General features: G+C 58.6%; 11 protein-coding genes and 1 tRNA gene. 4 read left to right on the plus strand and 8 right to left on the minus strand.

Annotated elements, in window-relative coordinates; translation table 11 throughout:
- Nucleotides 1-191 precede the first annotated feature (191 nt).
- Nucleotides 192-1,505, minus strand: coding sequence for a citrate synthase (locus ACUUL3_RS10475; RefSeq protein WP_448551122.1), 1,314 nt, complete (start codon nucleotides 1,503-1,505; stop codon nucleotides 192-194).
- A 235-nt stretch (nucleotides 1,506-1,740) separates the two neighbouring features.
- Between ACUUL3_RS10475 and thiE the strand changes: the two genes are divergently transcribed.
- Nucleotides 1,741-2,427: a thiamine phosphate synthase gene (gene thiE / locus ACUUL3_RS10480; RefSeq protein ID WP_448551124.1), complete on the plus strand. Its 687-nt coding sequence runs from the start codon at nucleotides 1,741-1,743 to the stop codon at nucleotides 2,425-2,427.
- 17 nt (nucleotides 2,428-2,444) lie between these two features.
- On the plus strand, nucleotides 2,445-3,113 hold the full coding sequence (locus ACUUL3_RS10485; RefSeq protein ID WP_448551126.1) for a hypothetical protein: 669 nt from the start codon (nucleotides 2,445-2,447) through the stop codon (nucleotides 3,111-3,113).
- 4 nt (nucleotides 3,114-3,117) lie between these two features.
- Here the strand turns inward: ACUUL3_RS10485 and hflC are convergent, their stop codons facing one another.
- From hflC to ACUUL3_RS10510, 5 genes are all read right to left on the minus strand, one after another.
- Nucleotides 3,118-4,044 carry a protease modulator HflC gene (gene hflC, locus ACUUL3_RS10490; RefSeq protein WP_448551128.1) on the minus strand — a complete coding sequence of 309 codons (927 nt, stop codon included), beginning with the start codon at nucleotides 4,042-4,044 and terminating at the stop codon, nucleotides 3,118-3,120.
- A 41-nt stretch (nucleotides 4,045-4,085) separates the two neighbouring features.
- Nucleotides 4,086-5,216, minus strand: coding sequence for an FtsH protease activity modulator HflK (gene hflK / locus ACUUL3_RS10495; RefSeq protein WP_448551130.1), 1,131 nt, complete (start codon nucleotides 5,214-5,216; stop codon nucleotides 4,086-4,088).
- Nucleotides 5,217-5,308: 92 nt separating this feature from the next.
- Nucleotides 5,309-6,208, minus strand: coding sequence for a rhomboid family intramembrane serine protease (locus tag ACUUL3_RS10500; protein ID WP_448551132.1), 900 nt, complete (start codon nucleotides 6,206-6,208; stop codon nucleotides 5,309-5,311).
- Nucleotides 6,209-6,402: 194 nt separating this feature from the next.
- The gene (locus ACUUL3_RS10505) at nucleotides 6,403-10,068 is read right to left on the minus strand and encodes an InlB B-repeat-containing protein (protein ID WP_448551135.1); all 3,666 of its coding nucleotides are present in this window, start codon (nucleotides 10,066-10,068) and stop codon (nucleotides 6,403-6,405) included.
- 18 nt (nucleotides 10,069-10,086) lie between these two features.
- On the minus strand, nucleotides 10,087-10,482 hold the full coding sequence (locus tag ACUUL3_RS10510) for a hypothetical protein (RefSeq protein WP_448551137.1): 396 nt from the start codon (nucleotides 10,480-10,482) through the stop codon (nucleotides 10,087-10,089).
- A gap of 512 nt (nucleotides 10,483-10,994) precedes the next feature.
- On the opposite strand from ACUUL3_RS10510, the gene ACUUL3_RS10515 reads away from it, so the two are divergent.
- The gene (locus tag ACUUL3_RS10515; protein WP_448551138.1) at nucleotides 10,995-12,044 is read left to right on the plus strand and encodes a peptidyl-prolyl cis-trans isomerase; all 1,050 of its coding nucleotides are present in this window, start codon (nucleotides 10,995-10,997) and stop codon (nucleotides 12,042-12,044) included.
- A 93-nt stretch (nucleotides 12,045-12,137) separates the two neighbouring features.
- Here ACUUL3_RS10515 and ACUUL3_RS10520 read toward each other — a convergent pair.
- Nucleotides 12,138-12,224 (minus strand) — tRNA-Leu (locus tag ACUUL3_RS10520).
- A gap of 254 nt (nucleotides 12,225-12,478) precedes the next feature.
- On the opposite strand from ACUUL3_RS10520, the gene ACUUL3_RS10525 reads away from it, so the two are divergent.
- Nucleotides 12,479-13,453 (plus strand): bifunctional riboflavin kinase/FAD synthetase, encoded by a 975-nt coding sequence (locus ACUUL3_RS10525; protein WP_448551140.1) that lies wholly within the window; start codon nucleotides 12,479-12,481, stop codon nucleotides 13,451-13,453.
- Nucleotides 13,454-13,517: 64 nt separating this feature from the next.
- On the opposite strand, the gene ACUUL3_RS10530 is transcribed toward ACUUL3_RS10525, so the two are convergent.
- Nucleotides 13,518-15,149, minus strand: a complete 1,632-nt coding sequence (locus ACUUL3_RS10530) for a methyl-accepting chemotaxis protein (RefSeq protein ID WP_448551142.1) — start codon at nucleotides 15,147-15,149, stop codon at nucleotides 13,518-13,520.
- Nucleotides 15,150-15,243: the final 94 nt, after the last annotated feature.

A 15,243-nucleotide genomic window follows, 5' to 3' on the forward strand; every position in this document is an offset into this window, starting at 1 on the left:
AAAAAACAGGGCGACCCGTGTTTCGTTATCGACAGGCGGAAGAGAAAACTTTAAGACTTTTTTTATTTTTTTTAAGAGGACTCCCGTCGGAAAAAAAACGGGCCAGCCACTTCCGGCCAGCCCGCGCGTATCTCTTCATGCTTCTTATCCCCGCCAGGACGGGGGAAGCCGGCCGTCGTTTCAACAGCCTGCTATTCCTTGCCGGTCCGCTTCTCCAGCGGCACGAAGGGCCGGCGCTTGGGACCGATGTAAATCTGCCGGGGCCTGCTGATCCGCCAGTCAGGATCATCCCACATCTCTTTCCAGTGCGCGATCCAGCCCGGCAGGCGCCCCAGGGCGAACATCACCGTGAACATATTGGTGGGGATGCCGATGGCCCGGTAGATGATGCCGCTGTAAAAATCCACGTTGGGATAGAGGTTGCGCTCCACGAAATAACTGTCTTTCAGGGCGACTTCTTCCAGTTCCTTGGCGATATCAAGAAGCGGATCGGAGATATTGAGGGCGTCCAGCACCTCGTCGCAGGCCTTCTTGATGATGCGCGAACGCGGATCGTGGGTCTTGTAGACCCGATGCCCGAAACCGACCAGCCGGAACGGATCGTCCGGATCCTTGGCCCGCTCGATGTACTTCTTGTAATTGCCGCCCTCCTTATGGATCTTGCTGAGCATGTCCATGACCGCCTGATTGGCGCCGCCGTGCAGCGGCCCCCACAGGGCGTTGATGCCGGCGGAAATGGAAGCGTAGAGATTGACCCGGGCGCTGCCGGCCACCCGCACCGTGGCGGTGGAGCAGTTCTGCTCATGGTCGCCGTGCAGGATCAGCAGCTTGTTCAGGGCCTTGACCACCGTGTCGTTGATTGCATAAGGCTGCACCGGCGAATCGAACATCATGTTCAGAAAGTTGGCGCAGTAGCTCAGGTCATGGCGCGGATAAACCAGGGGCTGGCCCATGGATTTCTTGTAGGAAAAGGCGGCGATGGTCCGCACCTTGGAAATGAGCCGGGCCGCCATCTTGTCGATATTTTCCAGGGGATTCTCCAGCATCTCCGGATAAAAGCTGCACAGGGAATTCACCATGGAGGAGAGAATGGCCATGGGCGGGCTGTTGGGCGGGAAGCCGTCGAAAAAGCGGATCATGTCCTCGTGGATCATGGCGTATTTGCCCAGCAGATGACTGAACTTGCTCAGTTCCGGCTGGGTGGGCAGGCTGCCGTGGTCCAGCAGATAGGCGACTTCGACGAAGGTGCAGTTTTCCGCCAAATCCTCGATGGCATACCCGCGATAGCTCAGGATCCCCTGCTCGCCGTCCAGAAAGGTGATATTGCTGCAGCAGGAGCCGGTGTTCATGAAACCGCTGTCCAGGGTGATGTAGCCCGTCTGCGAGCGGAGGCCGCGGATGTCGATGGCCCGCTCCCCTTCACTGCCGACGACGATGGGCAGATGAAAGGTTTTGCCCGCGAGTTTCAGTTCCGCCTTGTCCTCAATGATAAATCTGTCCGTCATAAATTCCGCCTCTTCGTTGCCGCCGGCCCCAGCAGCGCACGTTATGCATTTGCCTTACCCACCCCCGGGCAAACGCGCCGGCAAACAGTCCTTGAACGCAAACTCCCCTGGCCGGGGAAAGAGAAAACCATAATGAAATATTGCAACAAATCGTTTACTATACCTGGATTGCGTTTTTTTTCAAGACGTAAGAAATCCGCGGCCTGCGCGGGAAAAAAGCAACGAGCCCAGCACGATGAAAGAAAAACCGCTCACCCATCAACAACGGATGGAAAAGTTCATCCGCGAGGTCACCGTCTATCCGGTTTCCTGCGAAAAACTGGCCAACGGCCGCAGCGACCTTGACTGGCTGGAAGGAGTGCTGGCCGGCGGCGCCAGGATCGTCCAGCTCCGGGACAAGGAGGCGGACGGCCTGCTTCTCTATGAAAAGGCCAGGATCTTCCGACAGAAAACCCGGGCGGCCGGCGCCCTTTTCATCGTCAACGACCGGGTGGACGTGGCACTCCTTACCGGAGCGGACGGCGTGCATCTGGGCAACAGCGATCTGCCGGCGCCGGAGGTGAGAAGACTCGCGCCGGAGCTGATCATCGGCGTTTCCTGCAACACCAGGGAACAGGCGGCCAGCGCCAGGGCGCGCGGCGCCTCCTACTTCAACATCGGCCCCCTCTTTGCCACCGAAACCAAGGCCGGCCTCTCCTCCTTTCTCGGCCCGGAGGCGATTCCGGAGTTCAGCCGACTCTGCGATCTGCCCTTCACCGTCATGGGCGGCATCAAGAAGGAACACATCCCGACCCTGACCGCCCTGGACGCAAGACGACTGGCAGTGGTCACCGCGCTCACCGGCGCGAAAGACATCGCCGAAGAGACCAGGCAATGGATCAACGCGATCTCTTCCCGGCTCGCCCCCTCGCCTGAATATTGACCGCCGGAGGAAACAGTATGCAACCGCTCAGCAATCGCATCGCCGAGATAGAGCTTCTCATGCAGTACGCGGTGCCGCCTGCCCGGCTTACCGAAGCCACCGCCCTGGTGAAAAAATATGCCACCGATTCCGTGGGACTCAATGTGTTTCACAATTTTTACAGCTACCTGCCGGAAGGACTGGAGGACGCCATCGCCATCCTGCGCCTTCTCGACAGTCGCGGGGGCACCTTCCTTGTCTGCGCCAGCACCAATCTCGGCGACTACCTCTACCTCGCCAACGGCGAAAGGGCGGAGTTCCTGGGGCCTCTCGCGGAGGGGATCGCGGAGGAGGAGGTCCTCCGGTTCTTCGGCCTTGAAAGCCGCGCGGATTTTCTAAAAAAATATACCGACCTGGCGGAATTTCCGGTTTATGTCCCGGCTCATCTCCAGAACAACCTCTGCCCGGTCTGCCATGCCGCGCACGGGGAACCGCACACCCTGGGCTGTCCGGTGGAGATCTGCCCCTGGTGCGGCGGCCAGCTCACCTCCTGCCCCTGCCGTTTTACGGTCCTGGGCAGGGAACGCCTGAACAGCGAGGCCCAGCTCGCGGCTCTGCTTGCCGAACTCGATAAAAAAGGCCGGATCCCCTTTGACGCGGAGGAACACCGGCCCGCCTATCCGCTCAGCCCCGCGGACCTCGCGTAAACGGCTACTTCAGATCGGTGAGATACCGATAAAAGGGCGAATCCGAGGAGATCACCATCCTGGTGTTGTTGCCCAAGGTGTCCCTGTAGGTTTCAAGGGTTCGGGAAAAAGCATAGAATTCCGGATCCTGATTGTAGGCGTCGGCATAGATCCTCGCCGCCTGCGCATCCGCCTTGCCTTTGATCTCCTGCGCCTCACGGCTGGCGGCGGAGCTGATCTCCTTCAACTCCCGCTGCAACTTACCGATGATCTCCGCCTTCAGCCCTTCGCCCGTGGAGCGCTTTTCCGCGGCAATCCGCTTGCGCTCGGAAATCATCCGGTCATACACCCTCTGCTGGACCGACTCGATATAATTCACCCGCTTGAACATCACATCCACCAGCTCGATGCCATACTGCGGCGTCACCTTCGAGGCCGCCTCGTGGATCATCCTGGTGATCTTGTCGCGGCCGAGGCGGACCTGTTCCTCCGGCAGATTGCTTTTCTGCCCCATGGCTTCGGTGTTCCAGTCGGAGCTGCGGATGATCTCCACCAGATCATTTTTGTTCACCAGATCCCGCACCGTGCCGTCGAGGATATCGTCGAGAATGGACTGGGCCCGGTTCTCGTTGTTCACCGCCTGCAGAAAAACCAAAGGGTCGGAGATCCGCCAGCGGGCCGTGACGTCCAGATAGACAAAGGTTTTGTCGTTGGTGGGAATCTGATTCGGGTCGCCGTCCCAGATCAGGATCTTTTTGTCAAAATAGGTCACGTCCTGGATAAAGGGGGTCTTGAACTTGAGACCGGCCTCGGTGATGGGCTCACCCACCGGCCGGCCGAACTGGGTGAGCACCGCCTGCTTGCCCTCGGGCAGGACGAAGAACCCGTTCATCGACACGATGCCGGCAGCCGCCACAGCCACTATCAAAAAACCACGAAGTATCGTATTCACTGACTTCTCCTCTTCTCGTTCTTTCGCTTTGCCGACGGCCGTCACCGAGGTGTCGCCGTCGGGGCCTTCGGTCGTCCCGCGCCTGTCAGGTCGAGCAAGGGCAAAATGGAGCGCTGCTCCTTGTCGACCACGTATATCTCGGTGACATTGGGCAGCATGGCCTGCATGGCCTCAAGATACAAGCGCTGCCGGGTTACATCCTTGGCGGCCCGGTATTCTTTCAGCACGGAAAGAAAGCGGGAGGTTTCGCCCTTGGCGAGATTGACCCGCTCCACGGCATATCCCTGGGAATCCTCCAGCAGTTTTTTCGCCTCGCCGCGCGCCTTGGGCACCTCGCGGTTATAAGCCTCTTCCGCCTCGTTGACCAGGCGCTTCATGTCCTGATCCGCCTCGTTGACCTCGTTGAAGGCCGGTTTTACCGCATCGGGCGGATTCACATCCTGCAACTGCACGGTGACGATCTTGACCCCGGCTCCATAGGAATCAAGGGCATCCTGCACTTCCCGCTGGGTCTGACCCGCCAGAACCTCGCGGTTGCTGAGCACATAGTCGAAGGTCATGTTGCCGACGATACGCCGCATGGCCATCTCGGAAACGTCCCGCACCGCCTGCTGCACGTCCTTGACCTTGAAGCAGAAGAGAATGGGATCCTGCACCTTGTACTGGACGATCCATTCGACGTCGATGACGTTGCGGTCGCTGGTCAGCACCAGGGATTCCGCCTCAAAACCCTGTTTCTGAAACTGACTGCGCTGGCTGGGAACCTGGGTCCTGAAACCGAACTCCTCCTTGCGCACATTCTCGATATCAACCTTGATGACCTCATCGACAAAGGGCATCTTGAAATTCAGGCCGGGGTTCGCGGTTTTGGCATACCGGCCGAAGCGCAGGACCACGCCGCGCTCCCCGGGCTCCAGGGTATAAAAGGCCGTGAAAAGAATATTGGCGACAATGAAGATCCCGATGATCAGGGCAAGCTTGCCGAAAGGACCGTACCCGCCGCCGGGTTTTGCGGCGGGAGAAGCGCCGCCGCCCTCGCCGGGGGGGCCACCTTTGGCGCCGCGACCTTCAAAGGCATCCTTGAGCTTGGTGATCAGAGCGGCAATGAGTTCTTCCGGGCTCTGCGGCCCTTTCTTCTTGCCCCAGGGAGGCTGTTGATCGTCCCAGGCCATTGGCTGACTCCTTTTTTCTTTTTCAGGTGGACGGAAATTGCAATCTCGATTGGCAACAGTCTTGACTATTTACCAGGGCATTGCAACCCTTTTCAGAGAGAAAGCGCGCGGAGCCAGGCGGCGAGGACGCCGAGCAGGCAGGAGAGGAAGAGCAACCATTGCCAGATTGGCCGCAGGGATCGTCCCCTCGCCAGTCCGGCGGCGACGAGGAAAAGACCGACGGCAAAGCCCACGCCGATCCCCCAGAAATGGGCGCCCAGATCGGTGCGCTCACCCGAACTTCCCAGCAGGGCAAGAAGCGCCGCCGCGCTGCCAAGGGCCAGCACCAGCTCCTGCCAATCGCCGACCCGGCGCAGCCGCATGCCGCTCAACATGCCGACCATGCTGAAGACCGCGGTGGAAAAACCGACGGAACTGTACAGATTGTCGTGCAGAAACACATTGACGAGGTTGGCGACCACCGCGGAAAAAAGCACGGCGAACCAGGCGACGCCGCTGCCCAGATGCCGACAGAGAAAGTAGGCCAGCACGCCGCCAAGCGCGGCATTGCCGAAAAGATGAACGCTGTCCGCGTGCAGGGTCAGGGCGGTGAGGAGCCGCCACCACTCGCCGTTTTCGAGGACCTGCTCCCGACCGAGAACGCCGTTGACAAACCAGCGGTTGTGCGTACTCCAGGCGCCGGTGATGAAATGGAAAACGACCAGGGCACCGATGACGGGCAAGACCGGGGGGGCCTGTTCGACGACCTTCTCTTCGGCCGGCGCAAAGGGCCGGGCCGGGGGCCAGTCACGATTTTCCTCAAGAAAAAGCCCCAACTCCGCCGCGGCCAGCGGCCGCATCTCCTCGGCCACCAGCAGCAGCCATCCCGCCTCGCTTGCCTCCACCTGATGGGGAATGCCGGCCGCGGACAAAACCAGGGAAGCAAGATGGACCATCTCTTCCTCGGCGGTGGTTGTCACCACCGCGGTCATCTGCTGCTCTTCAGGAACCATTGCTCGTCCGGATAGGGTTGGAAAGAAAAGAATGGCAAGGCCGGATGCCTTGGCCTGCCTCGCGCAGACGCCCAGAAAGCATGAACAGAGAAAGTAAGTACAAAAAGTGATTTGGAAAGGGCAGGCATGAAAAAAGGGGCTGGCCCGCAAGGACCAGCCCCTTCACTTGAAAACCGGAACAGTTCAGCGGTTACTTACTGAACATAGAACCAGACCTTGATGGTATGGCCGTTGCTGATGACGTTGGTAAAGGTGTAGCTGGTGATTGCACCTTTGTACTTGCCGTCAACAACCACCCGACCCACTTTATACCCTGCATTCGGGGTAATCGTGAAGGTCTGATCGCTGCCCTTGCTCACCGCCACCGAGCCGGCCGGGCTGATGGTGCCGCCGGCATAGGCGGTGGCGGTGATGACGTAGGTCACATCCTGCTCAAAGGTGGCGTTGATGGTGTGGTTGCCGGAGACATTGTGGAAGGTGTAGCTGTTCCACAGGGTCTGCGGCTGGCCGTCAACGGTCAGGCTTGCCAGTTTGTAACCCGCATCCGGGGTGATGGTGTAGGTCACGTCGGTCCCGCCCAGGGCCACGGTATCGCCGACCGGGCTGATGGTGCCGTTGGCACCGGCAGAGGCGGAGATGGTGTAGCTGGGGTTCGCCACAAAGGAAGCGGCGAGGGTGTGGGAGGCCGTGACATACTCGAACTTATACGAGCCCACCGCGCCGACGGAAACGCCGTCCACCAGGACATCAGCGATCTGGTAGCCGGCATCGGCGGTGATGTATACGGTGTAGTCCGTGCCCGCGCTCACATCGACGGTTCCGACCGGAGCCACGCTGCCGCCAGCGCCCGCAGAGGCGGTGATGGCGAACTTGTCTCTGGTTTTCGGGGCCATGAGGAAGGCAAGCATGGCGGAATCATAGCCAAGAAGCTGATTGGCATGAACCGTGGTGTTGATGAACATCCCGTCCCCGCAGGGGGCCGGCATGCCGTACATATCCTTGCAGCTGGTCTGTGCCTGATCCCAGGAATTCACATGGTTGGGATTGCCGGGATTCTTCTCGACACTGATCGGCCAGGTCACCTTGGCGGCAGTGCCGGAACCGGACTGCTGCAGAGCGATCTTGAAGTGTGAACGGGCCTCGCTCCTCTGGTAGAGCAGACCGTTGGGGTTGGCGGCATATTCCTCGGCGCTGAAGGCTACACCGTTACAATCGGTATCAGCCATGCAGGCACCGCCGGCGCGGAAACTCATGGAATCGCACTGGCCGGGCATGCCGTTCATCGGGTCCGCACCCTCGCAACTGCCCATGTTGAACATGGGATTGTTGCTCGGCATGCAGTTGTTGACGCTGTAGCCGGGGAACGGGCTCATGCTGGCCGGGCCGGCAAAGGGGTTGCAGCCATTGGTCAGGCCGGAAAGGGTTTCCCGGACGGTGAAGCCCTGGAGACCCGCGATACCGTCATACATGCCCATCATCTTCGCAGTGCCGTCCGGGAAACCCATGGCCTTGTCGAAGGTGTTGGACATGAAGTCCACACAGTCGCCGAGCGTGGTCCAGCCCATGCCCATGGGGTCGCCGCAGGCAGCGTCGGAAATCGGGTTTCCGGCCTGATCAAAGTAGGTGGAATCCGGCTGCTGGCCGCCGCCGCACATCATGGTGCAGTCGAAATCGGCAAACAGGGCGAACCAGTTCTTGATCATGTCGTACTGCCCGATACCAAAGGCCGCGCCTTCCAGGGGCTGCTGATACCCTTCAAAGAAACCTACGGAATACGGAGAGTAGTTCGGGTTCTCACCGGTGGGCATACCCATCGCGTTCCTGGTGTAGGGATCGATGCTGGAGTGACAGCTCAGGCAACCGCCGCGCTTTTCACCACCAAGCGCCCACTCGGCCGGGGCAACGCCGTGGGTCACGTCGAAGTTGGTCTGGAACAGCTTCATCTTGTTGGCATACTGGCTGCCGTCAACAATGAGGCTGGTTGAGGTGAAGGCGTCGATCTCCGCTTTGGTGTCGACCTCCCAGGAATCGGAGAGGCTGAAGCCGTCGAAGAGCGGAACCATGTTGCCGCCGTTCAGGCGGATATCGAACTCCGGATGCTGCGCTTTCACGGCCATGGCGGCATACATGCTGTTTCTGGCCTTGACCGGGGCAACAAGCGGATTGGTGGTCTGGTAAGCGCCGCCGGCGATCTCGCTGCCGGTGTCCAGGCCGGAGTTGGTGGAGCCTTTAACCCAGATCGGCATGACGGACGGAAGCACGGGGTAGATCTTCTGCTCGCCTTCCTTGGTCAGCCACTGGTGCAGTACCGGCACCGTCTTGTGGGAACCGGTGATCAGGTCGAAGTTCCAGTCCAGCATGTTCCGGAAGCCGCCCTTATACTGACCTGCGGTCCAGTCGCGGTATTTCAGACGACCGGGCGCTGCATAAACCTCGGGGATATGGCAGGTCGCGCAGGCGATCTTCTCAAGATGCACCGCCGGAAATCCCTGATGGGTGGGGGTCGGGGAAACGAGAGTCCCGCCGTTGTCGGTGAGTCTCGGGTTGTCCCTGGTTGTATGACAGCTCTCGCAGGAAACGGTGCCGTCAAGGTTGTTTTTGGATTTGGTATCCGGATAGGAATCGGCCTGGGCGAACTGATGGTCAATGGCCCGGACAGTCTCCTCGGGATAGGGAACGCCGTGATGGTCTCCGGCCGCGAACACGCGGCTGTTGGCATCGGTCTGGTCGTCGGTCACGTCATAGGCCGGGTTGCGGGTGCCGCCCGAATACTTGTTCTCGGAGCCCAGGGTGTAATGGCAGGTGCCGCAGCTCATGCCGGTGGGCTGATGCGTATCGGGATTGATGTCGTGCACGTCGGCGTCCGGCATCCTCTCCTTGACGTTCACGGTCATGCCCATGCTGGCAAAGGGCTGATTCTGGGCCGCGATTGTTTCGGTCACAACCGGGTCACCAGGCTGTTTGCCAAGGCCGAACATGGCGTTGAACATGCTCATGCCCCAGTTGGCGTTGGGCCCCTGGCCGATCTTGTGCGCCCGTTTGCCCATACCGGTTTTGCAGCCAAGCTCGAACCAGAGCAGATCGTTGGATCTGTCGGGATCGCTGGCGTCCTTATCGGTATCGAGGGCCGTCCCCGGCGGGCTGACCAGGGCAAAGTTGCCGTAACCGAACTTCATCTGCATCATGCCGGGAAGTCCGGCGGTGCTGTCATCACGGGCATGGCACACCGAACAGTTGGCGCTCTCGGGAACCGGAGCGATATTGCTGCCGGGAATGGCCGAGGGAACACCGCTGATCGAGGCGATGGTGCCGTCGGCATTCCAGCCGGAAACAACGGCGCCGAGGCCAAGAGAGGCCGCGTAACTGTAAGACTTGGTCTTTAAGGCAAGGTTTCTGTTGTACATGTCGTAACTGGTGCCCGGCGTGAACGTGCCGGCGGCAGGGACGCCCGGATAGGCGCTGGTGCCGCTGCAGGTCGGGTCATTGAGCGGCCCCATGGGGTTGTTGCTGTCGCAGCCCATGGATTGCAACCAGGCACGGCCATTGCCGGTGCCGGCCGGATCGGTGGTCTTGATGTGGCAGAGCAGACAATCGAGTTCCGCCTTGTTGGTGGCGGACAGGCCGCCGGCCTGATCGATGGTGGTGAGCCTGCCGTTGGGGAATTGCAGGCTGGGATACTCGTAGGTGTACTGGTCGCCGGATGGAGAACTGGTGCCGTAATCGTTCATGTTCCGGTCATATTCCATCTGGCCGCCGCCGACATGGCAGACGCCGCAGTAGGTTACCCAGTCCTGCGTACCGCTTTCAACGGACTGCCACTGTACGCCATCCCCCAAGGGGTCGATATTCTTAGCCGCCAACTGGCGGTTGGAAGGCGGTCAGTACTTGCCGAACATGCCCGGCGAGCTGGTGAAGAACGGGTCGCCGAAGGCTGTTCGCATCTGGGTGGAGTAGGCTTCGTTCCGGCCCTGGTTCGAATGCCTGCCCTTGGAAACGCCATGGTCAAAGAACGACACGTCGTAACTCTGCCAGTAGACGCTGTTGGTGGAATCAATGACACCCTGGGTGTGGGTTATCGAAGTTGGTTCGGATCCGTAGTTGTGACAGCCACCGCAGGTGGCTTTGGGACTGTATGGCTCGTTAGATGCGACAGGTTGCCCTGCCGCATTTAAAAGCGGAACATTCTGATGGGCCCCGGCGACTGTTGCCAGTCCGCCCAAGAGCGCCATGGCAGAAACCCCCGCCATTATTTTTCGAAAACGTGGAGCTTTCATGATACCTCCTTATGAGATTTCAATCCTTGTCATTCCTCTGAGAACAAACAATCTCTCACTCCTCATCATTGCCTAAAATCAGGTCATTTCCTTAACGGTTAACACTCATTATTATCTGTTATTTCACCCCCTTATCCTTGTATTCCCACCTCAGGGCGGAAAGATGTTGAGACGAAGACGCAGGGTGATGGAGCAAATTGCGTGCCTGCCGAAAAAAACGGGCATATTTTGCCACCTTTACGAGACGTATAATGAGCCCCCACTTTTTTTGATAATAATTATCTATATTTGCCAATAGGACGGTTGGTCAAATACCCAAAAATACCCTGGGGATTTCACCAGATCCAAGCGGGGCTGCTTTTTCATTCCCTGTAAAATCAAAGAATTCATCATGGTATGGAATTTGCTGTCATCTTCACGGAGGCGGAATCATGCCTCGCCGTGCCCGGTAATGCGCTGTCGTTGTACCCAATGCAGCACGCATGCATAATCCACATAAGGAGAGGAAAAGAATGGCTCGCAAAACATCAGCTTCACCACTGGGAAAAACCAAACGGCTTGTCTACGCATCGGCCGCGCTCCTCTGTCTGACCATTGCCAACAGCGGCATGGCCCTGTCCGTTGGTAATGCCCTGGCCCAGGAAAGCCCTGGGGCGGGCGAAGTAAAAACCGAGAAAAACAGCCAGCGGGAATCAGCGAAGAAGATAGTGGTGGCAAAGGTCAACGGCGCGGAAATCACCATGGATTCCCTGGTAAAGATGATGAACCGGATCAGCGCCAAGGACAAAGACGCCGCGGACCAGGAGGCTGTCAAGCAACAGGCTCTGGATCGGTTGATCCTGCTCAATCTGGCTTTCCAGAAGGCGCAGAAGGACGGCTTGGCGGCCGACGAGAAAAACGTGATCGCCGCCCTGGAGAACCTCAAGAAAAATCTTGGCGGCGAGGAGGAATACAAAAACTTTCTCGCCAAGGAACAGGTCACGGAGGCGGACCTGAAGGCCCAGATCACGAGAAGTCTTACCCTTGAACTTGCCTATGCCCGTGAGGTATACAACAAGGTGAGCATTCCGGAAGAAACCGTAAAAAAGGAGTATGAAAAGGAAAAGGCCAGATATGTGACCCCGGAAAAGATGCGGGTCATCGATGTGCTCTTCCTGCAGCAGGAGAGCGACGAGGCTTCCCAGAAAACCGCGACCGAGGTGCTGAAGAAGATCAGGGAGGAGAAAGAACAAAACCCCTGGAAGCTTTCCCTGGACGGCACCTTCATTGTCAGATCCTACGATATCGACAAGGACAGGGACAAAGAACTCTACCAGGCGGCGAAAAAGATGAGAAAGGGCGACCTTTCCGGAATCATCAGGACCGCCAAGACCCTCCACATCATCAAGATGAAGGAATATTCCCCGGAACGCCAGATGACCCTGGAAGAGGTGCGGGGCAATATTGAGAATTCCCTCCGGGTGCCTGCCCAGGACAGAAGGCTGCAGGAATGGGAGCAGGAACTGCGGAAAGAGGCGAAAATCGAAATCGTCTGGCCCGAGCTTACGAAAAAAAAATCCTGAACCCATCCCCCTGAGGGGAAAAATCGCCACGCCCGCGGCGGCCACAATAAAAAAGCCGTAACCCCAAAAAAGGTTACGGCTTTATTATGTGCATGGTGCCGAAGAGAAGACTCGAACTTCCACGGGGGTAACCCCACTAGACCCTGAACCTAGCGCGTCTACCAATTCCGCCACTTCGGCACTTCGTGAGAGGCGATATTAATTTTTTGCACCGTGGTTTGTCAAGACAATTCACAGCGCTTTTCAGAAAAAAAAAGAACTGAGCGGAATGGCCGCGAAGTTTGTCCACGGACCGATGCCGAAGAGTTGGGTCGGCCATGGACGGTGCGGCCGGCAAAGGCTCCTGCGGGGAAATTCTCCGCGCACGGCGTATTGACCTTTTCGGGGTTGTCGCCTATTGTATGGGCACCCAAAAAACGGAGCCCCTGCCCATTATGGATATCTACACAAATCTCAGCGACATTAAAGAACCTTTCCGCAATGCCGCTGTCACCATCGGCAACTTCGACGGCGTCCACCTGGGCCACCAGATCCTCTTTTCCGAGGTGGTGAGCAAGGCTTACCAGAACAAGGGTACCAGCGTTGCCATCACCTTTGATCCGCATCCGCTCAAGGTGGTCCGTCCTGAAATCGGCCTGAAGCTCATCTCCACCGCCGAACAGAAAAAAGAACTGATCGCGCTGGCCAACATCGACAAGCTGGTGATCATCCCCTTTACCAGGGAGTTTTCCGCCACCCCGGCGGAAACCTTTGTGGACGACGTCCTGCGCAAGACCATCGGCGTAAGGGAGCTGGTGGTTGGCTATGATTACGCCTTCGGCAAAAGCCGCCAGGGCGATATCCCGTTTCTGCAGGCGCAGGGCCTCCAGAAAGGCTTCAACGTCACGGTGGTGGAGCCCTTTTACGTGGACGAGATGCTGGCCAGCAGCACCAAGATCCGGCAGCTTGTCACCCAGGGACGGATGCGGGACGTGCGGAAGTTGCTGGGCCGCCACTACCAGATTCGGGGGGAGGTCAGGATGGGCAAGCAGCGTGGCGGCCCGCTCCTGGGCTTCCCCACGGCCAACCTCGCCATCTCCGATGAGGATCTCTGCCCGCACCTGGGTGTCTATGTGACCCAGGTGGTCTATGACGGCAAATGCTATGGCGGGGTGCTCAACATCGGCTACAACCCCACCTTTGAGGGAAAAAAGCTTTCCGCCGAGACCCATATCTTTGACTTCAACCAGGATATCTACGGCAAACCCATCAAGATCAACCTGCTCCGCTTCCTGCGCGGTGAAAAAAAGTTTTCCGGCCCCGCCGAACTCGCCGCCCAGATCAGCCGGGACGTGGCCGAAGCCAGGCAGGTTCTCGCCGATGCCCAGAAGGAAATCCTGCTCTCCTGCGAGGAAAAATACAACCGATAAAAAAAGGCCGGAGACTCCCGCCCCGGCCTTTTTTTATCGGTTACAGCCCGTGTCGCGAGGGCTGTTAAAAATCCTCGAACTCCTCCTCATCAAAGGGGATCACCTCAGCGGCCGTCCCCTTCCCTGCTTTGCCGGAAGGTAGCGCCTTGGGGACAGCCTTCGTCGTTCCTTCTTTTTTCGGCGGCGCAGTAAGGGCGGGGGGGCCGGCTTTTCTGGTCGGGGCGGGGACAGGCCGCTGGCCCTGCGCTTTTGCCCGACTTGCCCTGGATTTACCCCCACCGCTCACCAGCACGACCAGATCTTCCACATAATGCTTCATGTACTCGGCCTGGGCGCTCAACTGTTCGGAGGCGCTGGCCGCCTCTTCGGAGCTGGCCGCGGTTTGCTGGGTGACCCGGTCGATTTCGGTCATGGCCGTGTTCACCTGATCCAAGCCCTGGGTCTGCTCATTGGAGGCCACGGCAATCTCGCCGACCAGGCTGCCGACCTTGGTGGCCAACCCTGCCACCTCGGCAAAATCCTCGTTGGTCCGCAGCACCAGGGATTCGCCCTCCTTCACCTTGACCACCGTTCCCTCAATGAGGGTGGCGGTATTCTTGGCCGCCTCGGCCGCCCGCATGGCCAGATTGCGCACCTCATCCGCCACCACGGCAAACCCGGCGCCGGCCTCTCCGGCCCGGGCCGCTTCCACCGCCGCATTCAAGGCGAGCAGGTTGGTCTGGAACGCAATCTCGTCAATGGTCTTGATGATTTTCGAGGTCTGTTCGCTGGCCCTGGAGATCTCGGCCATGGCGGCGGTCTGGGCAGCCATGGATTGATTGGCCTTGTCGACCACCGCGTTCACCTCCCGCATGAGGGAGTTGCACTCGGAGGCGTTGTCGGCATTGCGTCGGGCCATGGTCGAAACCTCCTCCAGGGAGGCCGAGGTCTCCTCCAGGGAGGCCGCCTCCTCGGAGGCGCCTTCGGCCAGGCTGTGCGCGGCGCCGGAAAGCTGGCCCGAAGCGGAGGTCACCTGGGCCGCGCAATCATCCAGGCCGGCAATGACCTTGCCCACCGGCTTGATGACGAAATGGGAGAGACAGGCATAAATGACGCTGCAGAGGGTAATAACTATAATGCCGGCCACAACCAGAACCACGATCCCGAGCCGCCATGAGGCGGAAACAAGTTCCGCGTTCGTGGTTTTGACCTGCTCGTCAATCCGGCTCGAAACCTCGGCAATGCTTTTATCCACCGCGGCAAAGCTCAAACCGACCTCGACAAGACCAATGGTCTCACCTTGAAAGGTTATGGATTTGCGCAACACCTCCTTGGCGGCCTCGCCACCTTTTGCCTGGGCAAGGGCATTATTCTCTTTTCCGAAAAAAATCACGGAAACAATATCTTCATCTTTTATGGTGTTGTTGGCCAAGTTGAGAAGAGAATCAAAGTCATAGCCCAGAATCAGGGCCGAACCGGTCTGGGCCAGCAGGGACGCGACGGAATCGCCCTTCTTCCGCAACTCGGCGGCGAGATGTTGTTTCTGCTGCTCCTGCTCAAATTGCAGACGGCCGACAAAACTCTGCGCCTGCTTTGCCTGGGAAGTGTATGAGGTATAGATGACGATAGCGATGAGGACGGCCATTAAAACCTGGGCCAGGATGGATACCACCAGAATGAACTTGGCGGCAATGCCTCTCTTTCTTGCATCTGCCATTCTTTCACGGTTCCTTTACAAAATAGAGTTGAAAAATCGCAAAATACGACGCAAGGACGCAACAGAACGTAGATAATGTTTCAGATCAACCTCG

It is taken from the genome of Thiovibrio sp. JS02 (assembly GCF_053485635.1).